This is a genomic window from Bradyrhizobium sp. AUGA SZCCT0160 (assembly GCF_018130105.1).
Classification (GTDB): Bacteria; Pseudomonadota; Alphaproteobacteria; order Rhizobiales; family Xanthobacteraceae; genus Bradyrhizobium.
Map to the genome: position 1 here is coordinate 195,828 of NZ_JAFCMD010000005.1, position 25,479 is coordinate 221,306.

20 protein-coding genes are annotated in these 25,479 nt (G+C 63.6%); 6 read left to right on the forward strand and 14 right to left on the reverse strand.

Translation table 11 applies throughout. The features are described 5' to 3' along the window. The 10 genes from miaB to JQ558_RS10930 all read right to left on the reverse strand — a co-directional run bounded on the left by miaB (position 1) and on the right by JQ558_RS10930 (position 10,020). Positions 1-1,419 carry a tRNA (N6-isopentenyl adenosine(37)-C2)-methylthiotransferase MiaB gene (miaB, locus tag JQ558_RS10885; RefSeq protein ID WP_249142426.1) on the reverse strand — a complete coding sequence of 473 codons (1,419 nt, stop codon included), beginning with the start codon at positions 1,417-1,419 and terminating at the stop codon, positions 1-3. Between the two features lie 177 nt (positions 1,420-1,596). Further along, positions 1,597-2,265: an HAD family hydrolase gene (locus JQ558_RS10890; protein ID WP_212293620.1), complete on the reverse strand. Its 669-nt coding sequence runs from the start codon at positions 2,263-2,265 to the stop codon at positions 1,597-1,599. A gap of 5 nt (positions 2,266-2,270) precedes the next feature. Then, positions 2,271-2,720, reverse strand: coding sequence for a Fur family transcriptional regulator (locus JQ558_RS10895; RefSeq protein ID WP_212209981.1), 450 nt, complete (start codon positions 2,718-2,720; stop codon positions 2,271-2,273). A 50-nt stretch (positions 2,721-2,770) separates the two neighbouring features. Next, positions 2,771-3,274: a ribosomal protein S18-alanine N-acetyltransferase gene (rimI, locus tag JQ558_RS10900; RefSeq protein WP_212293621.1), complete on the reverse strand. Its 504-nt coding sequence runs from the start codon at positions 3,272-3,274 to the stop codon at positions 2,771-2,773. Beyond that, positions 3,274-3,969 carry a tRNA (adenosine(37)-N6)-threonylcarbamoyltransferase complex dimerization subunit type 1 TsaB gene (tsaB, locus tag JQ558_RS10905; protein ID WP_212293622.1) on the reverse strand — a complete coding sequence of 232 codons (696 nt, stop codon included), beginning with the start codon at positions 3,967-3,969 and terminating at the stop codon, positions 3,274-3,276. Before tsaB ends, rimI begins: the two co-directional genes overlap by 1 nt. Positions 3,970-4,113: 144 nt before the next feature. Next, the gene (locus JQ558_RS10910) at positions 4,114-4,683 is read right to left on the reverse strand and encodes a NifU family protein (protein WP_212209975.1); all 570 of its coding nucleotides are present in this window, start codon (positions 4,681-4,683) and stop codon (positions 4,114-4,116) included. A gap of 200 nt (positions 4,684-4,883) precedes the next feature. Then, positions 4,884-5,378, reverse strand: a complete 495-nt coding sequence (locus JQ558_RS10915) for a universal stress protein (protein ID WP_192736286.1) — start codon at positions 5,376-5,378, stop codon at positions 4,884-4,886. A gap of 93 nt (positions 5,379-5,471) precedes the next feature. Beyond that, on the reverse strand, positions 5,472-6,524 hold the full coding sequence (trpS, locus tag JQ558_RS10920; RefSeq protein ID WP_212293623.1) for a tryptophan--tRNA ligase: 1,053 nt from the start codon (positions 6,522-6,524) through the stop codon (positions 5,472-5,474). A 53-nt stretch (positions 6,525-6,577) separates the two neighbouring features. Beyond that, positions 6,578-8,137, reverse strand: coding sequence for a murein biosynthesis integral membrane protein MurJ (murJ, locus tag JQ558_RS10925; RefSeq protein WP_212293624.1), 1,560 nt, complete (start codon positions 8,135-8,137; stop codon positions 6,578-6,580). A gap of 47 nt (positions 8,138-8,184) precedes the next feature. Further along, positions 8,185-10,020: a cation:proton antiporter gene (locus tag JQ558_RS10930; RefSeq protein WP_212209969.1), complete on the reverse strand. Its 1,836-nt coding sequence runs from the start codon at positions 10,018-10,020 to the stop codon at positions 8,185-8,187. Between the two features lie 342 nt (positions 10,021-10,362). Between JQ558_RS10930 and JQ558_RS10935 the strand changes: the two genes are divergently transcribed. From JQ558_RS10935 to JQ558_RS10950, 4 genes are all read left to right on the forward strand, one after another. Further along, positions 10,363-11,151, forward strand: coding sequence for an alpha/beta fold hydrolase (locus JQ558_RS10935; protein WP_212293625.1), 789 nt, complete (start codon positions 10,363-10,365; stop codon positions 11,149-11,151). Between the two features lie 41 nt (positions 11,152-11,192). Next, positions 11,193-12,263 (forward strand): HAMP domain-containing sensor histidine kinase, encoded by a 1,071-nt coding sequence (locus tag JQ558_RS10940; RefSeq protein WP_212293725.1) that lies wholly within the window; start codon positions 11,193-11,195, stop codon positions 12,261-12,263. 163 nt (positions 12,264-12,426) lie between these two features. Continuing rightward, positions 12,427-13,428, forward strand: a complete 1,002-nt coding sequence (locus JQ558_RS10945) for an adenosine kinase (RefSeq protein ID WP_212293626.1) — start codon at positions 12,427-12,429, stop codon at positions 13,426-13,428. 909 nt (positions 13,429-14,337) lie between these two features. Next, positions 14,338-16,434: a tetratricopeptide repeat protein gene (locus tag JQ558_RS10950; protein WP_212293627.1), complete on the forward strand. Its 2,097-nt coding sequence runs from the start codon at positions 14,338-14,340 to the stop codon at positions 16,432-16,434. Positions 16,435-16,628: 194 nt separating this feature from the next. Here the strand turns inward: JQ558_RS10950 and JQ558_RS10955 are convergent, their stop codons facing one another. Together JQ558_RS10955 and JQ558_RS10960 are read right to left on the reverse strand one after the other, a co-directional pair. Next, a complete protein-coding gene (locus tag JQ558_RS10955) occupies positions 16,629-18,323 on the reverse strand; it encodes an AMP-binding protein (protein WP_212293628.1) in 1,695 nt (564 codons plus the stop codon). Positions 18,324-18,509: 186 nt separating this feature from the next. Further along, positions 18,510-19,703 carry a serine hydrolase gene (locus JQ558_RS10960; protein WP_212275806.1) on the reverse strand — a complete coding sequence of 398 codons (1,194 nt, stop codon included), beginning with the start codon at positions 19,701-19,703 and terminating at the stop codon, positions 18,510-18,512. Positions 19,704-20,030: 327 nt separating this feature from the next. Between JQ558_RS10960 and JQ558_RS10965 the strand changes: the two genes are divergently transcribed. Continuing rightward, positions 20,031-20,351: a hypothetical protein gene (locus JQ558_RS10965; RefSeq protein ID WP_212293629.1), complete on the forward strand. Its 321-nt coding sequence runs from the start codon at positions 20,031-20,033 to the stop codon at positions 20,349-20,351. 119 nt (positions 20,352-20,470) lie between these two features. Continuing rightward, complete coding sequence (locus tag JQ558_RS10970) at positions 20,471-21,964, forward strand: NAD-dependent succinate-semialdehyde dehydrogenase (protein WP_212293630.1); 1,494 nt, start codon at positions 20,471-20,473, stop codon at positions 21,962-21,964. Positions 21,965-22,144: 180 nt separating this feature from the next. Here JQ558_RS10970 and JQ558_RS10975 read toward each other — a convergent pair whose 3' ends face one another. Together JQ558_RS10975 and JQ558_RS10980 are read right to left on the reverse strand one after the other, a co-directional pair. Further along, the gene (locus JQ558_RS10975) at positions 22,145-23,179 is read right to left on the reverse strand and encodes an alpha/beta fold hydrolase (protein WP_212293631.1); all 1,035 of its coding nucleotides are present in this window, start codon (positions 23,177-23,179) and stop codon (positions 22,145-22,147) included. Positions 23,180-23,221: 42 nt separating this feature from the next. Next, entirely contained in the window at positions 23,222-25,423 is a 2,202-nt protein-coding gene (locus tag JQ558_RS10980; protein WP_212293632.1) for an SLC26A/SulP transporter family protein, read from the reverse strand. Between the last annotated feature and the right edge of the window lie 56 nt (positions 25,424-25,479).

The window sequence follows — 25,479 nt, forward strand, 5'->3', positions numbered from 1 at the left end:
TCAGGCTCCCGCGTTTACTTGAGAAGAATCGGTCATGGGTGAAAGCGTCGATAAAGTGGGACGCGCGGAGGCGCCAGCGAGTTCGCCGAGCAGGCTGTAGCGCTCCAGGCTGTCGATGGCGACCGGCAGCACTTTTCCGATGATATCCGGTGATGCTATCACATGCGCGGGCTGCAGATAGGCGGTGCGGCCGACGATCTGGCCGGGGTTGCGGGCCGCGCGTTCGAACAGCACATCGACAGTCTTGCCAATCATGGCCTTGTTGAAGGCCGATTGCTGGCTGTCGATCAATTCCTGAAGCCGCCCCAATCGCTCGTCCATTTCTGCCGCTGACACCGTCTCCCGCATGTCCGCCGCCGGCGTGCCGGGCCGCGGCGAATATTTGAACGAATAAGCCCCAGCGTACCCGATTTGCGTGACAAGCGCGAGGGTGGCGGCAAATTCTCCCTCGGTTTCGCCGGGGAAGCCGACGATAAAATCCGATGAAAATGCAATATCTTGGCGGCTGGCGCGAAATCGGTCGATGACGCGGCGGTAATCATCGGCGGTATGCTTCCGGTTCATGGCAGCCAGAATGCGGTCGGAGCCCGATTGTACCGGCAGATGCACAAACGGCATCAGTTCGGACAGGTCGCGATGCGCTTCCAGAAGCGAATCATCGACGTCTCGGGGATGGCTGGTCGAATAGCGCAGGCGCGCGATGCCGGGGATTTCGGCCAGACGAGTGAGCAGCCTCCCAAGCGGCCAGGCTCGTCCGTCCGGGCCTTCGCCGTGATAGGCGTTGACGTTCTGCCCGATCAGCGTGATCTCGCGCACGCCATTGTCGGCGAGCCGCATCACGTCGTCGATGATTTTTGCAACTGGCCGGGAGACTTCCGCACCACGCGTGTAAGGCACCACGCAGAAGGTGCAGAACTTGTCGCAGCCTTCCTGCACGGTGACGAACGACGAGATGCCGCGCGCGCGGATCGCCGCGGGCTTCGGCGGCGGCAGAAAGCCGAACTTGTCCTCGACCGGGAATTCGGTCTCCAGCGCGCGGCCATGGCTTTTGGCGCGGGCGAGCAGCTGCGGCAGGTGATGATAGCTCTGCGGGCCGACCACGACGTCGACGGTCGGCGCGCGGCGGATGATCTCCTCGCCCTCGGCCTGCGCAACGCAACCGGCGACCGCGATGCGCATCTCGCGGCCGTTTCGCGCGGCTTCATCCTTGGCGACACGCAAGCGCCCGAGTTCGGAGTAGACCTTTTCGGAAGCCTTCTCGCGGATATGGCAGGTGTTGAGGATGACGAGATCCGCATCCTCGGCGCTGTCGGTCTCGACAAAGCCTTCGCCAGCCAGCGTGTCCACCATGCGCTGCGCATCGTAGACGTTCATCTGGCAGCCATACGACTTGATGTGCAGCTTGCGCGGCGGCTTCATGGAACCTGAATGCGGGGTTGGTCGGCGCCCATGCGGCGCCCGGTCTGGGGTCAAATATAGCTTAAATGGCCGAAAATCCAGCGGTTTAGAGCCGTCATTCCGGGGCGATGCGACAGCATTGAGCCCGGAATCTCGAGATTCCGGGTTCGTGCTTCGCGCGCCCCGGAATGACCATCCCTAATCGACCCCAATCCGGGCAATTAGATCGGGCAATTGCCGCATATCGCCGAAAGTGACCGCAGCGCCTGCGTCACGCAGCAATTCGGCGTGACCTGTGCCGCAATGGCTGCCGCCGTGAAAGCCGAGCACGGTCATCCCGGCGGCCCGGCCGCCGGTGACGCCCGCCACGCTGTCCTCGATGACCAGGCATTGAGGCGGCCGGATATTCATCTGTTCGGCAGCGAACAGAAACAGATCGGGCGCAGGCTTGCCGCGATTGACCTGCGTGGCGGAAAAAATATGCGGCAGCAGAAGATCGTAGAGCCCGGCGCAGGTGAGACCGTGGCGGATTTTTTCCGGCGTTCCGCTCGACGCCACACATTTGGAAAGCGTGATCGCTGATATCGCTTCGCCGATATGCGGAATTGCCTGCAGATCGCCCTCATAGAATTTCAACGTGGCCGTCTTGACCTGCGCTTCGAAATCATCGGGCAGTTGGCGGCCCGTCTCGTTCTCGATCGTCAACCGCGCTTCACGGTCGGAAACGCCGAGGAACCGCTGCAGCACCTGATCCGCCGTGATCGGATAGCCGTGGCGCGTCAGCGTCTCCGCATGCGCGCGGCATGAAATGACTTCGCTGTCGACCAGCACGCCGTCGCAATCGAAAATGATGAGCTGAGGAGGCAAGTGCTTCAGGACTTATCTTCGTCCAGCGGCACGCAATACAGTTCGAGCCGGTGATCGACCAGTTTGTAGCCGAGCTGGCGGGCGATCTCGGCCTGCAGCTTCTCGATTTCTTCGGAGGTGAATTCGATCACCTTGCCGTCGCGCAGGTTGATCAGGTGATCGTGATGGCTGTCGGGCATCTGCTCATAGCGCGCCCGGCCCTCGCGAAAATCATGCCGCTCGATGATGCCGGCGTCCTCGAACAGCTTTACGGTGCGGTACACGGTTGAGATCGAGATCTTGTCGTCGACCTCGACGCAGCGCCGGTAGAGTTCCTCGACGTCGGGATGATCCACCGAATCCGCCAGCACCCGCGCGATGACGCGGCGCTGCTCGGTCATGCGCATGCCGGTGGCGGCGCAGCGTGCCTCGATACCGGTATTCTTGTGCGCGGGCGGGGATTTCAGGACGGGCATATGGTCTTGCCTTAGAGAGCAGGGCAGGGTGTTTTGCCACCCCGCGCAGTTTACGACAAGTCGCGCCGCATCAGAAGTGCGTTCAATTGCTCCCCGCCGGGCTGCTGATAATAGCGTTCGCGGCGCCCAACGACGCCGAATCCGGCCCATTCATACAGCCGCCGCGCCGGCTGATTGTTTTCTTCCACTTCCAGGAAGATGGAACGCACGCCGCGGCCGGCGAGATGGCCAAGATGGGTCAGCAGCAAATTGCGCGACAGGCCGCGGCCGCGCTCGCCGGCATCGATCGCGATCGACAATATTTCGGCTTCGTCCGCGGCCATGCGCGAGACCGCAAACCCGATCACCTTGCGCCCTTGCCGGAGGCGATGAACCAGCGTGTTGCGTTCGGTCAGCATCGCCTCGAACTCGCCTTCACCCCAGCCACGGTGAAACGAGGCGCCGTGCAGCTGCGCCAGCCGTGCCGCGTCGCGCTGGCTGGCCGGTTCGACCACGGCGGTGCCGCCGCGCCACCATTTTGAAAACAGGGATCGCAAGGCTATTGTTACGGCCATCAGGATGCCGGCTGCGAGGCTTGCGGCAGCGGGTCCTTGGGCGGCTTGGCATCGGGCGCGCGCAGATAATACGGACTGGCCGGCGACATTTCCGGGCTGACCGCGGCGCCCAGCCACGCCACCCAGGTGATATCGGGCGCCGGCTGCGCGTCGACCCTGAACGGCGGCGGCGCATCTGATGGCCAGCGATCGGCGAGGATTTTCGCGGCGTTGCCGACCAGGTGCGGCGTGCCGAAGCGGGAGGCCTCGAGTGCTTCTGAAATCGGCGCCACTTTCGGCTTGACCAGTGAACCGCCGTCGCCGCTGACCACCTGGAAATACACATGATCGTGGCGCGCATCGATCGCGGAAATGATCGGATGCTCGCTGTTCTCGCCGACGAACGGCGCCGCGTAAGCGGTCAGCGTCGTCAATCCCACCACCGGCTTTCCGGCCGCCAGCGCAATGCCGCGGGCGGCCGAGAGGCCGACACGCAATCCGGTAAAGCTGCCGGGCCCCTTGGTTACGGCGACACGGTCGAGTGACGTGAACGCGATGCCGGACGCTTTCATCACCCGCGCGATCAGCGGCATCAGGGCTTCGGCGTGGCCGCGCTTCATCGCCTGCGATTCCTGCGCGATGATCTTCGTCGTGTCGGTATCGAGCACGGCCGCAGCGCAGGCATCAAGCGCGGTATCGATGGCGAGGATTAACATGAAGAGGTTTATAGCAGCTTCGTAGGGTGGGCAAAGGCGCACTTCGCGCCGTGCCCACCTCTTATCCTGCTGCTGGCAACCGGTACTTTACCGCGATCAGAAGTGGTGGGCACGCTTGCGCTTTGCCCACCCTACGCAGCCAGCTCACATCGGCCGGACTTCGACCACGTCGGGCACGAAGTGCTTGAGCAGGTTCTGGATGCCGTGCTGCAGGGTTGCCGTCGAGGACGGGCAGCCGGCGCAGGAGCCCTTCATGTTGAGATAGACGACGCCGTCCTTGAAGCCGCGGAACGTAATGTCGCCGCCGTCATTGGCGACCGCGGGGCGCACCCGCGTCTCGATCAAATCCTTGATGGTCGCCACCGTGTCGGCGTCGGCCTCGTTGAAGAACTCGTCTTCCTCGTCGAGCGCCTCGTCATTGCCGGCGGTGCCGTCGGCCAGCAGCGGCTCGCCGGACATATAATGTTCCATGATGGCGCCGAGGATGGCCGGCTTGAGATGCTGCCAGTCGCTGTCGTCCTTGGTCACGGTGACGAAATCGGCACCGTAGAACACGCTCTTGACGCCCTGCACGTCGAACAGCCGTTCGGCCAGCGGCGAGCGGGAGGCGGCTTCGCGGTTGGCGAATTCCATCGTGCCGGTGTCGAGCACGGTTCGGCCCGGAATGAATTTCAGGGTGGCGGGGTTAGGGGTCGCTTCGGTCTGGATAAACATCTGATTTCTCCGGCGTCGCCGGTTCAAGGCCGGCGCGTGGGGGTTACTCTAAAGCGTTTTCGAGCGAAGTGGGTATCGGTTCGCGTGAAGAAAACGCGTCAAAAACAAAAAGCTAGAGCCTCGCTCTAGCAGATGGCATCGGCCGGCGCACGGTCAAGGGGCGCAGACCAGCCCTTCCTGGCGCAATTCCCTCATTTCGCTCAGGAAAGCGCGTCGATTTCGGCGTCCTTGAGGTCTCCGGAAACGATGGTGACCGGGATCGGGAACGAGCCGGCGGCCTGTGCGATCATGGCGATCAGCGGGCCGGGGCCTTCGGCGCCCGGATTGGCCGCCAGCACCAGCATCGAGATATCGACGTCCTTGTCGATCACGTCGAGGATCTGCTCGGTCGGATTGCCCTCGCGAATCACCCGCTCCGGCGTGATCGCGGCAATGCCGTTGGCCCGGCCGGAGGCGCGGTCGAGCGCCTCATTGGCGGCATCCTCGGCTTCGGCGCGCATGATGTCGGCGACCCCCAGCCATTGCTGGTTCTGGTCCTCGATCTCGATGATGCGCAGCATCACCACGCCGCCGCCGACCCGGATCGCCCAGCGGCTGGCATAGTAGACCGCGCGGTCCCACTCCGCGGTGTCGTCAACGATGACAAGACATTTTGGCTTGTGACCCGTCTCGTAGCTTCGTCGCTGGGTGGTCATGCATGTCCCGGTGCTGCGCCAAACCGACGCATGCTGCCACGGCGCAGCCGTGTCAGACAAGCGCCGTCGCAAATCCTGTGATCACGCCAGATACTACCGCTTGCGGATGAAGCCGACGATGTCCTTGGCGGCTTTCATGGTTTCGGCGGCGATCGCCTCGGCGCGCTCGGCGCCGTCGATCAGGATCGAATCGACATGGTCAGGGTTGGCGACCAGCCGTTTCATTTCCGAGGCGATCGGCGCGAGTTTGGTGACGCAAAGTTCCACCAGCGCGTTCTTGAAGTTGGAGAACTGCCCGCCGCCGAACTCGGCCAGCACCTGGGCTTTGCTGAGGCCGGACAGCCCCGCATAGATGCCGACGAGATTGTCGGCCTCCGGCCGGCCTTCCAGCCCCTTTTCCTCCGATGGCAACGGTTCCGGATCGGTCTTGGCCTTGCGGATCTTCGCCGCGATGGTCTCGGCGTCGTCGGTCAGGTTGATCCGCGAATTGTCCGATGAGTCCGACTTCGACATTTTCTTGGTGCCGTCGCGCAGGCTCATCACCCGCGTCGCGGGCCCGGTGATCACGGGCTCGGGCAGCGGAAAGAACAATCCGTCGCCAAAGCCATGGCCGCGGATCGAGTCGCCGAAGTCGTTGTTGAACTTCTGCGCGATGTCGCGGGAGAGTTCGAGGTGCTGCTTCTGGTCCTCGCCGACCGGCACGTGGGTGGCGCGATAGACCAGAATGTCGGCGGCCATCAGCACCGGATAATCGTAAAGCCCGACCGAGGCCGCCTCGCGATCCTTGCCGGCCTTGTCCTTGAACTGCGTCATGCGGTTGAGCCAGCCCATCCGCGCCACGCAATTGAAGATCCACGCCAGCTCGGCATGACCGGTGACCTGGCTCTGGTTGAATACGATATGCTTTTTCGGATCGATGCCGCTGGCGATAAAGGCCGCGGTCACCTCGCGGGTACAGCGCGTCAGTTCGGCCGGGCCGCCCCAGACGTCGACCCCTTGCGTGATCGCGTGCATGTCGACGACGCAATAGATGCAGTTATGCGTTTCCTGCAGCTTCACGAAGTTGACGAACGCGCCGAGGTAATTGCCGAGATGCAGATTGCCCGTCGGCTGGACGCCTGAAAAAACCCGTTCAACCATGGCCATGGTAATGCTTCCTGCGAATTGTCGGTTTGGCGCGCTCGTTTGCCATTTAAGGCTTAGTCGCGCAAGTCGGCGGGCTTGGTTTGCCGGATCGCGTTAACCGTCTCGCGCCATCCGGTGATGCCGAAAAGCCGCAGAAACAGGCCGTAAACCGCAATCCCGGCGCCAATCAGCATGAGCAGGATGATCGCCTGCACCAGGCCGTGGGCACCAGGCGCAAGCGCCGGCGTAAACCGTGCCGCCAGCCACAGGGCCGCGCCCATCGCCAGCGCGGCCGCAAGAATGCCGGGCAGCCGCCGCCGCGCGGCGGCGTCGATCGAAAACCCGAACGTTTCGCCGCCCCGGCGGGTCAGGCCGAAGGCCGTGCTCCATGCCCCGATCGCGAGACTGGCGGCGATGCCGCTGGCGCCGAACCAATGGCCGAGCAGCACGGAAAGCGCGATCGCAAGGACGATGCCCGCAAGCGTCGCGAGCAGCGGCGTCAGCGTGTCCTCGCGCGCAAAGAACGCCGGCGACAGTGCTTTCACCAGCACATTGGCGGGCAGCCCAAGCGCCAGCCACATCAGCGCGCGCGCCGTCGCGGCGGTGTCATCCGCGGTGAAGGCGCCGTGTTCGAACAGCATGCGCACGACAGGCTCGCTCAGCACGATCAGCCCCAGCATCGCCGGCAGCGCCAGTCCGACCGCAAGTTCGAGGCCGCGCGATTGCGCATGCGCGACCGCGGCCTGATCCTTGCCGCGCAAGGCGCGCGTCATTTCCGGAATCAGCACCGTGCCCATGGCGACGCCAACGATGCCGAGCGGCAGCTCGACCAGGCGGTTGGCGAAATAGAGCCACGACACCGCCGAGGGTGATGACGAGGCGACGATCGCGCCAGCGACCATCAGTAATTGCGGCGTGCTGCTCGCGATCATGCCGGGGATCGCCTTGCCGAGAAAGCCGCGGATTTCCGCATCGAACGAGACCCGCAGCGGCGTTGCGATGTTTCCCCCACGCCGCAGCACCAGAATGGACAATTGCAGCAGGCCGGCGACACCGACGGTGGCGGCGAGGATCTGTGCGGCGAGCACCGCGCCCGGCCGCGATGCCAGCAGCACGGCCATGACCGCGATCAACGCGATATTGAATAGCAGCGGCGAGAACGCGGTGAGCGCAAAACGGCCTTGCGCGTTCAATAGCGCCATCATCACCGTCACCGGCCCAGCAAAGGCGAGGTAGGGCAGCATCAGGCGGGCATTGTCGACGGCAAGCTGCAGCGTCTGATGGCCGGAAAATCCCGGCGCCAGCGCCATGATCACGCATGGCATCAGCAATCCGAGCAGCAGGGTGGCGACGAAGAGCGCCGCCGTGACGGTGCCGAGCACGCGGCCCGCATAAGCGGCGGCGGCGACCGCGCCACTGGTCTCGCGCACGCGCAGCCACGCCGGCACCAGCGCCGCGTTCAGCCCGCCTTCGGAAAGCAGGCGCCTGATCACATTGACCAGTTGAAAGGCTGCCAGGAACGCATCCGCGACAGCGCCGGCGCCGAGCAGCGCTGCGACCAGCGAATCGCGCGCGAATCCGAGCAGGCGCGAGGCCAGCGTTCCCGTCGATACCGTGAGGAAGGAGCGGATCATCGCGTCTCTATAGCAGCGGTTGGGCGTGCTGGCGCTACCGCCTGCCCTCAATCAGGCTGCGCTTGCCCGCGATGGTCTTGCCTTGTCCTGGGCGATCGAAAGCTTTTCGGGCGGATCGCACGGGTGGTTTCGGCAGGGCTCTTTGCCGCCGCCTGCTGCAGCTCGCGCCGGAATTCATCGCGCTTCTCGTGGATGGAGGCGATCACCGGTCCGATCGCCTGCTCCAGTCCGATCAGCGCCGCTTCCGACAGCTGCAGGCTGGCTTCGATGGTTTCGGGCACGGCGTCGGTAACGCCGATCGCGTAAAGGTGGCGTGCATGGTCGGCATCGCGGGCGCGCGAGACGATGACGATATCCGCCCTCAGCGCGCGTACCTGACGAACGATTTCGTCGATCGCGTCCTTGGCGGCCACCGTTACGATGACGGCCTTTGCCTTCATCACGCCGCAGCTCTTGAGAAATTCCGGGTCTGTCGCGTCGCCGTAATAGACCTCGCGCCCACTCCTGCGCTGGGCCGGGACCGCATCGGCGTCGTTGTCGACGGCGAGATAGGTACAGCTGTGCCGGCCGAGCAGGGAGCAGACGACCTCACCGACCCGGCCGTGCCCGATGACGATGGCGTGTCCGGCGCCTCCACTCGGGGCAACGCTGAGCTCGGGATCCAGCGCCTTGGGCTCGCGAAACTTCGGCGCCAGCCGCCGTGCGACCAGGGCCAGCACCGGAATCAGCGCCATCGTGATCGATGTCACCGCGAGCGTGAAGCTCGACACATTGGCGCTGATCAGGCCGAGCGAGGTGGCAAGGCCGATGCCGACGAACGCGAACTCGCCGCCGGGGCCCAGCAGCAGACCGGTTTCGATCGCCGCATGCCAGGGCAGTCGAAAGGTCCGGGCGAGGCCGGTGAGCAGGACGGCCTTGATGGCGATCAGGCCGATGACGGAGGCAACAAGCCAGAATGGTTCGCGTGCGATTTCGCGCACGTCGATGTTCATGCCGACGGTAAAGAAAAAGAAGCCGAGCAGCAGTCCCTTGAAAGGGCCGATGGTTGTTTCGATGGCCTTGCGGAATTCCGTCTCGGCGAGCAGCAACCCGGCGATGAAGGCGCCCAGCGCCATGGAAAGGCCCGCCATGGCGGCGGCGACGCCGGTGCCGATAATGACGAACAGGGTGGCGGCGACAAACAATTCGCTGGCGCCGGTGGCGGCGACCAGCCGAAACAGCGGCCGCAGCAACAGACGTCCGAGGATGACCATCGCGACAACGGCGACGGTGGCATTGACCAGCGCGAGCGCGAGGCTGGTCACGACCGAACTGCCCGAGCCTTTGCCCAGGATGGAGATGAAGACCAGGACCGGAATGACCGCCAGATCCTGCGCCAGCAGAATGGCGAAGCTGGTTCGGCCTGCCGTGGTGCCAAGCCGGCCCTGGTTGGAAAGCACCTCGATGACGATCGCGGTCGAGGATAACGCAAGGCAGGCGCCGAGGATGATCGATACGGCGGAGGGGTTGCCGAACAGGGCCGCGATGCCGGCGATCACGGCCGTCGTCAGGATGAACTGCAGGCTGCCGAGGCCGAACACCAGGCGGCGCAGCGCCTTCAGGCGTTCGTAGGACAGCTCGAGGCCAATGAGAAACAGCAGGAAGACGACGCCGAGTTCGGCGATCCCGGCCACGTTCTTGGCATCCACGACGGTAAGCCAGTACAAGAACGGGAACGCGTGGATCAGCGAGCCCAGTCCGAGCGGGCCGAGCAGCGCGCCCGCGGCCAGAAAGCCGAGCACGGGGCTAAACCCAAAGCGGCGCACCATGGGAACGACAATGCCGGCCGTCCCCAGCAGGACGAGCGCGTCGCTATAGGCATCGATGTTGAACTGCGCGGCCACTCATTGCTCCCTGCGCTGGTCCGATGCGCTCGCCGTACTGGATCAAATGGGGTGTGCATGTGCAAGTCAGGGCTGGGTGAGACAACCGGCGGCGATGGCGCCGGTGCGGCATCGAGTCAGCTCGGCGCTTCAAGGCGAATACCTGCCGGCCGATCGGAAGTTGTGGTGACCTTGCGTTTGACCTGATGGGCGATCCGGACACCGGTGGCCGACTGCACACATGTCTTGGGTTCCATGCAATCCGGCACCAACTCACGGGCTTGCTGTGCCGACGGAGCGAGTGGCGCGTGCGGAAGCAATGGTGATAGCCTCGCGGCGAAATGGCTCAGACCGGTACAGGATATGAGCGTCGCCGCACGAAATAACGTCCGCGTCCGCGGGACGGGTGAGAAGGCGATGGTCTTCGCCCACGGCTTTGGCTGCGACCAGAACATGTGGCGGTTCGTGGAGCCGGCCTTCGCCGAGGATTTCAAGACCGTGCTGTTCGATCACGTCGGCGCCGGCGGCTCCGACCTCAAGGCCTACGACAAATCGAAATATTCGACGCTGGCCGGTTATGCCGATGACGTCGTCGAGATCGGCCGCGAACTCGGCCTGAAGGACGCTGTTTTTGTCGGGCATTCCGTCAGCAGCATGATCGGCGCGCTGGCGGTCCAGAAGGCGCCCGGCATGTTCGGCAAGCTTGTCATGGTCGGGCCGTCGGCCCGGTACATCGACGATGGCGATTACGTCGGCGGATTCAGCGAACAGCAGATCGAGGAACTGCTGCAGTTTCTCGATTCCAACCACATGGGATGGTCGGCGCAGATGGCGCCGGCAATCATGGGCAATCCGGATCGCCCTGAACTCGGCGAAGAACTGACCAACGGCTTTTGCCGAACCGATCCCGAAATCGCCAAGGCGTTCGCCCGCGTCACCTTCAAATCGGACAATCGCGCCGACCTGGCCAAGGTCGATATTCCAACGCTGATATTACAATGCAGCGAGGACATCATCGCCGCAAAGGAGGTTGGAGAGTTTGTTCACCGCGGCATTCCGGGCAGCGAATTCATCATATTGGAGGCTACCGGGCATTGCCCCAATTTGAGCGCTCCCGATGAAGTGATCGCCGCCATGAAGACGTTCGTCTGAGTGGCGCGGTGGACAGTCCCCGCATCGATGATTTCGAGGACATGTTCGACAATGCCCCTTGCGGCTATGTCACGCTGCTGACCAACGGCCGTATCGCGCGTGTGAACCGGACGCTGCTTGGCTGGACGGGCCACACATCAGATCAAATGATCGGCAAGCCGCTCTCCGGCTTCCTCAACATCGCGGGCCGCATCTACTACGAAACCCACATCGCGCCGCTGCTCAGGATGCAGGGCTTCTTCGACGGCTTCGCCATCGACATGGTGACAGCAAGCGGCGAGCATCTGCAGATGATTGCGAGCGCCACCGATGGCCGGGATGCCGGCGGAAAGACCCTGTTCACGCGCATTGCCCTGATCAAGGCCGTCGATCGAAGACTATATGAGCGGGGGCTTCTGGAAGCGCGCGACATGGCCGCCACGGGCCTTGCGCGCGAGCGTGAGAATTCCGAATTGCGCGAGCAGTTCATCGCGGTGCTGGGGCATGACCTGCGCAACCCGCTGGCATCGATCAGCGCCGGCGCGCGCATTCTGGGACGGGACGCGACCACGGAAAAGCAGCACCAGATCCTGGCGATGCTGGAGACCACCGTGATGCGGATGGCCGGGCTGATCGACAACGTGCTCGATTTTGCGCGAGGGCGGCTCGGCGGCGGCATTGTCCTGGCCCGCAATGCCAACGCACCCGTGGAACAGATGCTGCATCAGGTGATCGACGAATTGCGGCTGTCGTCGCCGGGGCGCCAGATCGAAGCCGTCTATGCCATCGAGGCTCCCGTCAATTGCGATCGAATCCGGATTGGACAGCTGGTTTCCAATCTGGTCGGCAACGCGCTCAGCCACGGCGCGACCAACGAGCCGGTGCGCGTCCGCGCGGTGACGGAGGACGGGCTGTTCAAATTGTCGGTCGCCAACGGCGGCGAGCCGATACCCGAGGCCGCAATGGAGAAGCTGTTTGAGCCGTTCTTCCGCGGCGAGGTTCGCGCCAGCCGGCAGGGCCTTGGCCTCGGCCTGCACATCGCGTCGCAGATCGCAAAGGCGCATGAGGGGTCGCTCAACGTGACGTCGACGGCTGAGGAAACCCGCTTCACCTTTGTCATGCCGCTGCGATAGCGCGCTTCGTTGGCGGCCTGATTTCCCGGCGAATGCAGCCCATTTTTGGTGCAAAGCGGACATCGGCCGCCAATCCGAATCAATTCACGCCATTTATGGGTTCACGCCCTGCGCCGGCCGTGATAGGCCCCGCCCTTCATGATGGCTTCAACAGGACGGTGAGATGGCCGACGCAAAATATGACGTTCTCGGGATCGGCAATGCGATTTTTGACGTGCTGGCGCAGACCGACGAGGCCTTTCTCGGCCGCCATGGCATGACCAAGGGCGGCATGGCGCTGATCGACGAGGCGCGTGCCACGGCGATCTACGCCGATATGGGCCCGGCCACCGAAATGTCCGGAGGCTCCGCCGCCAACACCATCGTCGGCATCGCCAATCTCGGCGCGCGCGCCGCCTATGTCGGCAAGGTGCGCGACGATCAGATCGGCGGCCTCTACACCCATGACATCCGCGCCGCCGGCGTCGCGTTCGAAACCAAAGCGGCAAGCGGCGGCCCCGCCACCGGCTGCTCCTACATCCTGGTGACGCCGGACGGCGAGCGCACCATGAACACCTATCTCGGTGCGGCGCAGGAATTGATGCCCGACGATATCGACGCGGCGCAGATTGCGGCCTCCAGCATCATCTATCTCGAAGGCTATCTCTGGGATCCCAAAAACGCCAAGGAAGCCTTCGTCAAGGCGGCGACCATCGCCCATGGCGCCGGCCGTCAGGTCGCGCTGACCCTGTCGGATTCGTTCTGCGTCGGCCGTTACCGCGACGAATTTCTCGACCTGATGCGCAAGGGCACCGTCGACCTGGTGTTCGCCAACGAGGCCGAACTGCAATCCCTGTACGAAACTTCGGATTTCGATGCCGCGCTAAAACAGCTGCGCGCCGACACCAAACTCGGCATCGTCACCCGCAGCGAGAAGGGCTGCGTCGTGGCGTCCAGGGACGGCGTCGTCGCGGTGCCGGCCTTCCCGATCACGAAACTCGTCGACACGACAGGCGCCGGCGATCTGTTCGCCGCCGGTTTCCTGTTCGGCCTCGTCCGCAACGCCGGCCACGAAAATTCCGGCCGCCTCGGCGCGCTGGCCGCGGCCGAAGTGATCCAGCACATTGGGGCGAGGCCGCAGCTGTCGCTGAAGGAGTTGGCGCAGAAGAACGGGCTGCCGGTTTAGGCGGACTGCGAGAGGGCACGACCTCTCACCTCGTCATGCCCGGGCTTGACCCGGGCATCCACGTCTTTGGGGTGCGTAGGATGGGTAGAGCGCAGCGAAATCCATCGTCTTTCAGCATCCGAAGCGATTGATGGGTATCGCGGAGCCTGTCATCGGGCGCGCATTCGCGCGACCCGTTGGCTCCACCCATCCTACGCGCTGCTGCCGATACTGCATTCCGATTTTCGGAAATACCTCTTGACGCCACCCCCAAATCACCGGTTACATCCGCCGCATCCCGTCCCACTCTGAGGGGCGTTGGCCATCGTCACAACGAGGGGCGGGGTGCGGTGGACGCTGATGTTGCGATTGACGGTCGCGGCAAAGGCGTACGGCGAAAGCGTGTGGTCCTGGCGCCCGTAACGGCGTCAAGCTCCGAAGAAGCTAACGCTTCCGAGGGGTGACGGTGGCAATAGAGGCCGTCTCACCGGGGAGAGCGCGTCATAAGTCGTAAAGCCACTGCGCAGGGAATGTCGGATGCTCTCCGCTGCCCTGTATGCTCGTGTGCAGCTTTTTTGCACTATTCGCACACGAGACCACGGGTGCAGCGCGCATCCGGCATTCCCCGCGCCCTCTGTTTTCCAGGGCGTGAAACTAAAGGTACAACTCGGGCGCATCGCGCCGCGGGAACGTGACGCTATATCCGCGTCATTGCGAGCGTAGCGAAGCAATCCATCTATCCGTTATGCCGCCCGATGGATTGCTTCGCTTCACTCGCAATGACGGAAGACCCAGCGGAGGCCATTCATGACAATTGTGTGCTCGGATAGACTGCAACGCTGAATTGCCTTTCCACCTCCATCTCGATATTTTGTTCGCCCATTGGCCGGTATTGCGGCACGGAGGTCGGCTCTGGTTCCTCCCAAACAAATGCAAGTCGCTTCCCGCATCTGGTTTCTCGCGGCCATCGCGGCCATCGCGGCCGCCGCGCTGTGCCAGCCACTGGCCCCGGCAGTTGCGGATGATCTGGCGGATTGCAACAGCGGGCCGCCGGCGAAAGTGGAAGCGGCGTGTGCTTCCATCATCAATGATACGGCGCGCCCGACGGACGACCGCATCAAGGCCTATCTCGGCCGGTCGCGGCTCTATCTCAATTCGGCGAAGATCGATCTGGCCCTGGCGGATGCCGAAGCGGCGCTGACGCTGGATTCCAATTCGGTTCAGGCGCTGCTGCAACGGGGCATCGCTTATCAGCGGAGCAACAAACTGGATCTGGCGAAGGCCGATTTCGATCGCGCGCTGGAGATCGAACCGACGAATGCGCTCGCGCTGCTGTCGCGCGGCAATCTTCGTTCGCAGCAGCGGAATTGGCCGGAAGCGATCGGCGATTTCGACGCGGCCATCGCCGCGCGTCAGGATTTCGCGCCGGCCTATGTCAGCCGCGGCCGCGCCTATTCCGAGAGTGGTCAGCTCGACAAGGCGCTCAGCGACCTGAACGCCGCCATTGCGATCAACGTCAATGTGCCGGCGGCGTTCTACTGGCGCGGGCAGACCTTCCGCCGCAAGGGCGATATCGATCGCGCCATCGAGGATTTTTCGCGCGCCATCGCGCAGGGCCCGAAAAACGACATGGCGCCCTATTACGCGCGCGCCCAGCTCTACAGTTCCAAGGGCGATTACACCCGCGCGCTGGCCGATCTCGACGCGGTCCTGGCGGTGGCGCCCGACAGTGCAGCGGCCAAGCAACTGCGCCAGTCGACGCTCGCGATGCAGACGGAACTGGCGAAGGCTCAAGGCGGCGACAAGGGCAACGACAAGCCGAAGGCGCTGCCGGCATCGCCGTCGACATCCGAGATGGCCGGCCAGATCGCTCCACTGCCGCAAGCCGCGCCATCAGGCAATGCTGCCGGCAAGCCGTTGCTCGACCGGGCGCGGCAGCTCATCGTCCAGGCCAAGTACGCCGATGCGGTCGGGCTCCTGAACCAGGTGCTGACAGCCGATCCGCGCGATGAGGCCGCGCTGCAGCTCCGCTCCAGCGCGCGCACCAGGCTCGGACAACTCGCCGAGGCCCGCGCCGACCTCGATGAACTGATCAAGCTCCGGCCGAATGACGCGACGGCGCTGGCGCTGCGCGGGGTGACGTCGGCTGCCATGCGACAGCCCGACCAGGGTCTGGTCGACGTCGAAGCAGCGCTGAAGATCAACCCCAACAGCGCGCAAGCCCATTACAGCCGCGGCGTCGTGCAACGGCAGTTGGGGAAAGCCCCGGCTGCGCTTGCCGATTTCGATCGCGCGATCGCGATCGACCCCAGGATGAGCCCCGCCTTCTATGAGCGCGGCATCACCCAGATGTCGCTCAATCAGCTCGACAAGGCCTTGACCGATTTCGACCAGGCGCTGGCCCTGGCGCGGGTGTACGATCTGGCCAAGGCCGCCCGCGGCGTGGTGCTGCTCATGAAGGGCAACTCGGCCGAAGGGCTGGCCGATATCAACGCCGTGCTCGAGCGAAATCCTTCCAACCAGACCGCCGTCTTCGGCCGCGGACTTGCCCTGGTCAATTCGGGCCAGTTCGATCGCGCGATCGTCGCCCTCGATACCGTGGTGGGAAAGGCGGCGGATGACAGCATGGCGCGCACGCTTCGCGCCCGCGCCTATCTCGGCAAGGGCGAGACGCGCAGCGCGCTGGCGGACCTTGATCTCGTCCTCAAGGCGCGGCCTTCGGATGCGTCGGCGCTGACGCTGCGCGGCAGCGTCTTCTCGGCGCTGCGCGACTATCCGAAGGCCCTGAAGGACCTCAACGAGGCGGTCGAACGCCGCGAAACCATCGAGAGCTACGTTGCGCGGGCGCAGGTTTACGAGGCGCAGAACGATTCCGAAAAAGCCGCCGCCGATTATCGCCGTGCCACCGAGCTCGTGCCGCGGAGCGTGTTCGAAACCAACGCGCAGGCCAATGCGAAGAAAAAAGCGCAGCAGCTTTCCAAGCGCGTCCCCTGCGGCGACATGGCCGGCAGCGGGACGTGTTTGTGATTTGCGGGGGCCTCCGGCAATGATCGCCACACCCCAACTGTCATCGCCCGGCTTGACCGGGCGAACCAGTATTCCAGAGGCGTCAATGATCGAACCGAGAAGCCGCGGCGTACTGGATCACCCGCCTGCGCGGGTGACGACAGTTGAGTGTGGCGTGGCAACGCGTTCGGCAAATACATTGCCGGCAGTCAAACTCACGCCGTCTTCGCCGCCTTCAACCCCAGCCGCGCCTCGACCGCATCGCGCATCAGGAATTTTTGAATCTTCCCCGTCACCGTCATCGGAAATTCCTCGACGAACTCGACATAGCGCGGAATCTTGTTGTGCGCGATCTGCCCTTGGCAGAAGGCGCGGACCTCGTCAGCGGTCAGCGTCTCGCCGGGTCTGACGCGAACCCAGGCGCACAGCTCCTCGCCGTAGCGCTCGTCGGCGACGCCGAAGATCTGCACGTCCTGGATCTTGGGGTGGCGATAGAGGAATTCCTCGATCTCGCGCGGATAGAGATTCTCGCCGCCGCGGATCACCATGTCCTTGATGCGGCCGACGATGTTGCAATAGCCCTCGGCGTCGATGATCGCGATGTCGCCGGTGTGCATCCAGCCATTGGCGTCGAGCACGTCGGAAGTCTTCTCGGCCTCGTCCCAGTAACCCAGCATGATGCTGTAGCCGCGGGTGCAGAGTTCGCCGCGCATCCCGCGCGGCACGATGCGGCCTTCGAGATCGACCACCTTGACCTCGACATGCGGATGAATCCGCCCCACCGTGGAGACGCGGCGTTCCAGCGGCTCGTCCGTCGAACTCTGGAAACTGACAGGGCTGGTTTCGGTCATGCCGTAGGCGATCGTGACTTCGCCCATGTTCATCTCGTTGTTGACGCGCTTCATCACCTCGACCGGGCAGGGCGCGCCGGCCATGATGCCGGTGCGCAGCGATTTCAGGTCGAAGCGCGCAAATTCGGGGTGATCGAGTTCGGCGATGAACATCGTCGGCACGCCATAGAGCGCGGTGCATCGTTCCTTCTCGATGGTCTGCAACGTCGCCAGCGGATCAAAACCCTCGCCGGGATAAACCATGGTGGCGCCGAGCGTCACCGCGGCAAGATTGCCCATCACCATGCCGAAGCAGTGATAGAGCGGCACCGGAATGCAGATGCGGTCCTGTTCGGTCAGGCGCATGGCGCGCCCGACGAAATAGCCGTTGTTGAGAATATTGTGGTGCGTCAGCGTGACGCCCTTCGGCGAGCCTGTGGTGCCGCTGGTGAACTGGATATTGACGGGATCGTCGAACTGCAGCGTTTTGGCCAGCTCCGCCAGCGTCTCGCGGTGCTGCGCGCTGCCCATCTGCGTCACGTCTTCGAATGCGATGGTGCCGGGCGATGCCGGCCCACCGATCTGGATCACCGCGCGCAGCTTCGGCAGCCGCGCCGCCTGCAACTCGCCGGGCGTCGATTTGGCCAGCTCGGGCAGCAGCGTGTTCAGCATCTCCATGTAATTCGAAGTCTTGAACGCCGTCGCGGTCACGATCGCGGCGCAGCCGACCTTTGCCAGGGCGAATTCGAGTTCGCTGAGGCGATAGGCCGGATTGATGGTGACGAGGATGATTCCCGCCTTGGCGGCGGCAAACTGCGTCAGCGTCCATTCCGGCCGGTTGAGCGACCAGACGCCGATCCGCGCGCCGCGTTCCAGCCCGAGCGCCAGAAAGCCGGCCGCCAGCGCATCGACGCGTTCGCAAAATTCCTTCCAGGTCCAGCGGACATTGTGGCTCGGCGAAACCAGCGCCTCGCGGTCGCCCCAGCGCCGCACCGCGTGATCGAGGCTTTGCCCGATGGTGTCGCCCAGCAGAGGTGCATCGGCTGTGCCGCACACGTAGCTCACGGTTGGTTCGGTCATCGTGCCACACCCAAGGTTGTCATCCCCGCGCATGCAGGGGATCCAGTATCATCCCAGTGGCGTCAATTATAGCACCGAGAGGCCGCGGCGTACTGGCTCCCCCGCTCCAGTGCGCAATTGCGCACAAGGCGGGGGATGACGATTTGTGGGTGGGGCGGGGTCGGACCGCGTCTCGACAGTTCGCGTTCAAGCCGCCCTCTGGCCACTCCCTGCGTCGAGCCCGGCATAGATGCCACGCTCGAAGCCCGCAAAGGCCTCCAGGCATTTCGCGTCCACGAACGGCAACAACTGCATCAGGATCACGCCGGCGACGTTACGCGCCGGATCGATCCAGAAATAGGTGTTGGCGAGGCCAGCCCAGGCGAGGCTGCCCGGGCTGCGGCCCTCCGGCGTCTTGGCGGTGTTGATCAGGAAGCTCAGCCCCCATTTTTTCACCATGTCCGGATAGAGATCGACATCGTTGGTGTACATCGGCGCCATGGTGGGCATCTTGCCTATGGTGAGATCGCCGATGTGGTTCTGGCCCATCAACGCCACGGTCTCCGGCTTCAGCAGCTGGTTGCCGTTGCCCTTGCCTTTATTGAGGATCATCTGGGTGAACTTGATGTAGTCAGCGGCCGTGCTGTAGAGGCCGCCGCCGCCCATATGAAATTCCGGATTCTGTTCGAGCTCGAACGGGATCGACGCCAGCGAGCCATCCTCGCCGCGCGCATGCATGCCGACCAGGCGCTGGCGCTGGGAATCCGTGATCTTGAAGCCGGTGTCGTTCATGCCGAGCGGTGCGAACATATAATCGCGCAGGTAAGCGTCGAGACGCTGGCCGCTCGCAGCTTCCACCGCCTTGCCGACGAAATCGATGTTGATGCCATATTCCCAGCGCGTGCCGGGATCGGACATGATCGGCCCCTTCAGCGCGGCGTTCAGGCAGGAGAAGATGTTCGGGGTCCCGGTCTTATCCTGGTATTTCCCCATGTCGGCGTTCCACACGTCGTAGCAGTAGCCGGCGGTGTGGGTCATGAGATGGCGCAGCGTGATCGGATTCTTCGCCGGGCGCAGTTTTGGCTCGCCCTTGGGGTCAAAACCTTCCAGCACCTGCGGGGAGGCCAGATCAGGCAGCAGCTTGCCGATCGGCTCGTCCAGCGAGAGCTTGCCTTGCTCGACGAGCTGCATGCCGGCGGCGCACGTGATCGCCTTGGTCATCGAGGCGATCCAGAACACGCTGTCGGCGGTCATCGGATCGTCCTTGGAGAGGTCGCGTTTGCCGAACGCGCCCTGGTAGATCACCTCGCTGCCGGTTGCCGCGACGGCGACCACGCCGGGAATCTCCTTGGCCTCGCATTTCTGACGCAGAACCTGATCGATCTGAGCTTTGCTTTGCATGGGTCACCTCCCGTTTGTTGTTATGGAGTGCCGCGATCTTCCCTCCGGCATCACAATCCCGCAAGCGCTCGCGGCGCCTTGCCGCTGACGTCGCGATCTCGTGATGGGCAGGCGGGCGACACAAAACTGCAACACTCCGCCACAATTCGCGGTGGACGAACTGCAATATCGGTGACCGCTTCGGGCACAAACGATAAGTTGATTCCATAACGATTTCCGGTGCTGATTCTTTGCAGTAAGACATTCAGATTCCAGCAGAAACGCTGCCGCCGAACTGAATGATTTGATGAAAATGGTTGTAACTTTATCCGTTGCGAGGATGCCGCGATGATCTCGACCTGGAGTGAGTGGAAACGATACCCCCGCCCCGGACGCAGTGAGAACATCGAGGCGCCGATCTCTCCGGGCCTCTACGAGGTCCGTGTTGCCGGCACCGGCGCGCTGCACTCGTTCGAGGCGGTCGACAATGTCGCCGTGGCGCTGGCGCAATTGCAAGTCGGTTCCAAATCCTGGTTCTCGCGCCGCGCAACGGCAAAGCTGCCCGATCTGGAATACCGCACCTGTGCGACCTCCTCGCGGGCCGACGCCAAGGCCGCCGCCGAACGCATGATCGGCCGCCGCGAAACCTATATGGGCGGCGCGGCGTGAGAGCCCTCAAGATAGCTTGAATCAGCCGCGCGTTTGCGGCCGATGCATTGCCGGCTGAATAGGCCTATACTCGGATCAATACCCCAAAAAATCCCAAGAAAACTCCGAGGAGTTACGCCATGAACCCGCCCGTCGCCGCACGCGCTTCGCAATCCGCCCCCTCCCTGCGCGACCGCCTGAAGGATCCCTCGCTGCTGCGTGAGCAGTGCTACATCGACGGCGCCTGGACCGGGAAGGCGTCAAAGCCGGTGACCAATCCGGTCAATGGCGTCGAGCTGGCAAAAATTCCGGTCATGAGCACCGCGGAGACGACGCAAGCGGTCGAAGCCGCCGAGCGCGCGTTCCCGGCCTGGGCCAAACTGACCGCCAAGGCCCGTTCCAACATCCTGCGCAAATGGTTCGACCTGATCATCGCCAACCGCGAAGACATCGCGCTGATCCTGACCTCCGAACAGGGCAAGCCGCTGACGGAGGCGCTCGGCGAAGTCGATATCGGCGGCGCCTATGTCGAATTTTTTGCCGAGGAAGCCCGCCGTGTCTATGGCGAAACCATTCCGACCCAGCGCGCCGATGCGCGGTTGCTCGCCATCAAGCAGCCGATAGGCGTCTGCGGCGCGATCACGCCGTGGAATTTTCCCTGCTCGATGATCACCCGCAAAGTCTCGCCCGCGCTGGCCGCGGGTTGCACGGTCGTGCTCAAGCCCGCCAATGAAACGCCGCTGACCGCGCTGGCGCTGGTGGCGCTCGCCGAAAAGGCCGGCGTGCCGAAGGGCGTGTTCAACATCCTGACCGGCAATTCCTCGGAGATCGGCAAGGTGCTGTGCGAGCACCCGGCGGTGCGCTTCGTCGGCTTCACCGGCTCGACCGAAGTCGGCAAGATCCTGTACCAGCAGGCCGCCGTCGGCGTGAAGAAGCTCGGCCTCGAACTCGGCGGCAACGCACCGTTCGTGGTGTTCGACGACGCCGATATCGATGCCGCCGTCGAAGGCGCCATCGTTTCCAAGTATCGCAACATGGGCCAGACCTGCGTCTGCGCCAACCGCATCTACGCCCAGGACAAGATCTACGACCAGTTTGTCGAAAAGCTCTCGGCCAAGGTCGCGGCGATGAAGATCGGCGACGGCACGGAAGCCGGCGTGGTGCAGGGCCCGCTGATCAACATGGAAGCGGTCGACAAGGTCGAGAAGCACATCGCGGATGCGGTTAAGGGCGGTGCGAAAATCGTCACCGGCGGCAAGCGCCATGCGCTCGGCGGCAGCTTTTTCGAGCCGACGGTGTTGTCGAACGTCAAGCCGGACGCGTTGGTCGCGCACGAAGAGACCTTCGGGCCGCTGGCGCCGGTGTTCCGCTTCAAGGACGAGGCCGACGTGATCGCGATGTGCAACGCCTCGCCGTTCGGCCTCGCGTCCTACTTCTACTCGCGCGATCTCGGCCGGGTCTGGCGGGTCGCCGAAGCGCTGGAGTCCGGCATGGTCGGCGTCAACACCGGGCTGATCACCACCGAAGTCGCACCCTTCGGCGGCGTCAAGGAGTCTGGCCTCGGCCGCGAAGGCTCGCATCACGGCATGGAAGAATATGTCGAGATCAAATACGTGATGATGGCGGGGATTTGATCGCGTCGCCCCGGCGAACGCCGGGGCCCATAACCCCGGTCGTCTGTTACAGGAGCGGCATGCTTCAACGAGGCCACTTGCACTTCCCGTGGCCATTGACGGCACGGCGTATGGGTCCCCCGATGTGCAATTGCACATCTGAGCTCAAGGCCGGGACGACGGTGGTTAGATACGTGACGTTCAGAGCCCTTCCATAAACTCCTTCAGCCGCGGCGCCCATTTGTGGGCGTCGAGGCCGGAGGCGGAGTGGCCGAGTTCGCTGTCGAGCAGGAAATAATCGGCATCGACGCCGGCGGCCTTCAATCCCTGCATCACGCCGGGCGCGATGTCAGGCGGAAACAATTTGTCCGTCCGCGACAGCACAAACAGGACCTTCGATTTGATCTGGCCGAATTGCCCGGTCACGTCGAAGCCGCGCAGCGCTTTGGCAAGAATGATCAGCGAATTGGCATCGAATCCCTCTGCCCACCGCGCCGCCTCGTCGCGGATCGCGGCTTCGATCTCCGCAGGATCGGACATCGTCGCTTTCAGGCGGGTCTCGATGCCGTAGGTCTTCAGCGTCGCCATGCGGATCCCGGTCATGGTCTCCACGACCCCGCCGCGATCGTAATAATCGCCGCCATTCCAGTTCGGGTCCTTCGAGAGCGCTCCGAGCAGGCGCGCGACATTGCCCTCGGATCGTTCGCGCGGCACCAGCGGCGAGGTGACGACGACGGCGATCCCCTTCATCGCGTCGGGATAGTTGACGGCCCATTGCAACGCCTGGAATCCGCCATAGGACGGGCCGACGATCGCAACCAGTTTGTCGATGCCGAGATGATCGAGCAGCAGCCGCTGCGTGCCGACGATGTCGCTGACATTGATGTCGGGGAATCGCGGCCCGTAGGGCTTGCCGGTTGCGGGGTCGATACTCCGGGCATTGGTCGATCCGTAGGAGGAGCCCAGCATGTTCGGGCAGATCGCAAAATAGCGATTGGTGTCGACGGCCTTGCCGGGGCCGACGATCTCACTCCAGCTGCCTTCGCCCGTCGTGCCACCGGGATCGATGATCTGCGGGCCGCTGGTGTTGCCATGCGTGACCAGCACAGCATTGCTGCGATCGGGCGCCAGCGTGCCGAGCGTCGCAAAGGCGATCGTCACTTTGGGCATCACGACGCCGCTTTGCAGGCGATAGTTGGTGGTGGAAAAGGTCCTGGTGTCAGCCTGTGCGGTCATATGCTCTAACCCCGGAGAAGGATGGCTGGAAAATGCAACGTCCTACCGCCGTAACACTGCGATGGTGCGATTGGCAAAAGTAAGTCGTTCGGCCATAACAGATACGAAATAGGTCAGCAGCTTCTGGCTGAGCGAGGGGTCATCGATCTTGAGCGCTTCAAACTGATGCGCACTCAGGACGTAAAGGATACTCGCGACCTCGGCTTGAATCGTCGCGCTGCGTTGCGCCTGCGACACCAGGCCCATCTCGCCGATCGTCGTGTAGCGGCCGAGGCTTCGCACCCGCGTGGTGCGGCCTTCCGCAGCCGGCACCATGATGCCAACGCGGCCGTCCAGGATGAAATGCATGGAATCGGCGGCGTCGCCGGCACTGACAATGATCTCTCCAGCGTCGATCTCGACACGCTCGCAGCGATGCATCAGCGCCACCGCGTCGCGCGGGGTTCCAAGAATCTGCGTGAACCAGTCACGCAGATTGGCCTCCTCCTGCTCGTGGCCTTTATGCTTCGCAATGATCTCGTTCTCGCATTGCTCCAGCGCATGATCGAGCTCAGGCACGATACGAACCCGGCCGGCGATGAAACCGCTGGACCGCAGCGCCTTCTCTGCGAGCTTGGGCAGGTGAACCAGCACCAGTTCGATGTGTCGCTCGTCGGCGCTGCGCTTGATCTGGGCAAAACTGTAGGCCGCCGATGAATCGAACCCGGTAACCAGCTTGAAGTCGAACACCAGATAGCGACATTCCGGACGCTGCGCGAGCAGCGCCTTGACGTGCTGGTAGAGCCGGTTGGCGGAACCGAAGAACAGATAGCTTTGCAGATTAAGGCCCTGGATTTGTCCGCCATGGGCCGTCAGAACCGTCTGGTCGTCGCGCGAACGATCCAGCGAACTGCGATATTCCGAGCCGTCAAAGCTGAATTTGATCGGGTCGATCCGTGCGGCCGTGAACGCGAATGTCGCGCAGCCGATCACAACGCCGATCAGCACGCCGGCGACAAAGCCCCACTGCAGGATGATGACGATGATCGCCAGCAGGGAGACATATTCGGTCTTGGTCAGGCGCCGCCGCGATTCGATGATCCATTTGTGCAGCTGATCGGCGCCCAGATAGATCAGCAGACCCCCGAGCACGAATTTCGGCATATAGCCGAGCAGAACAGGAGCAACCGCCAGCATCAGCACCGAGATCGCGGCCACCGTCAGGCCGGCGAGCCGGCCGGTCCCGCCGCTGCTGAAGTTGAGGATGGTGCGGCTGACCGAGATGCAGCCGGTATAGCCGCCAAGCGCGCCCGACAGGATGTTGGCAAGGCCGGTGACGTTCAATTCCCGCTCGAGGTTGGCTTCACGGTGCGCCGCAACTTCGATGCCCGCGGTGTTGAACAGCGTGCTCGACGCCGTGACGAAAATGACGGCGACCAGATTGCCGAGCAGATCCGGCACGGCATGCCAGGGATAGCGGGCCATCTCGGCCGTGCTCCACGGCAGCATGATGCTGACGCTGGGCGGCGGTTGAAACGTCCATCCCGAGGCCTGCGCTTCTGCCGAGGTGAAGCCCGCCAACCAAAAAGCGATATGTCCAACGACCACGCCTCCGACCAGCATGGCCGGCAGGCCAAACGAGGTGCGGGTGCGATGCCAGGTCAGATAGAGTGCCAGCGCCATCGCGCAGGCGGCCGCCAACTCGGACAGGGTCAGGATGTTGGCGAATTGATCGAGCGTCGAGAATTGGAGACGATGGCCGGTGATGACGCGGATCGCTCCCAAAATGATCAGGCAGGCGGTGGCGCCGAGGAACCCGCCCACGACGGGATAGGGCACGTAGCGGATCGCGCGGCCCATCCGCGTCACTCCGAAGCCGCACAGCACGATGCCGGTGACGATGGCGGAAAGGCCAAGCGTCATCAGTGCCGGGGCCAGCGGCGATGCCGAGGGATCGCTTGCGATGACGTGCTCGACCAGCGACGCAGCCAGAATTCCGGTCATCGCCGCCGTGGAACTCTCGGGCGCCGCAATCGCGAACGGGAAGGAGCTTCCCCAGGCGATGACCGCGGCGAGAATGGCCGAGGAGATGAAGGTCGCGGCCAGTCCGTAGGAGAGATATGGCGTCAGCGGGCCGGTAAAAATCAGAAGCGCGTAGGACAGGCCAAATGTAATCGTCAGGACACTGGCGGCGCTGCCGCCGAGAATGTCATTGAAGGTCTTCCGAATGAACTCCGGCTCGCCTTTAAGAGATCGACTGACCACGCCCCACTTGCCCCCGGCACCCCTGCCAGTGGTAGAGACCGCAGACACAGATCACA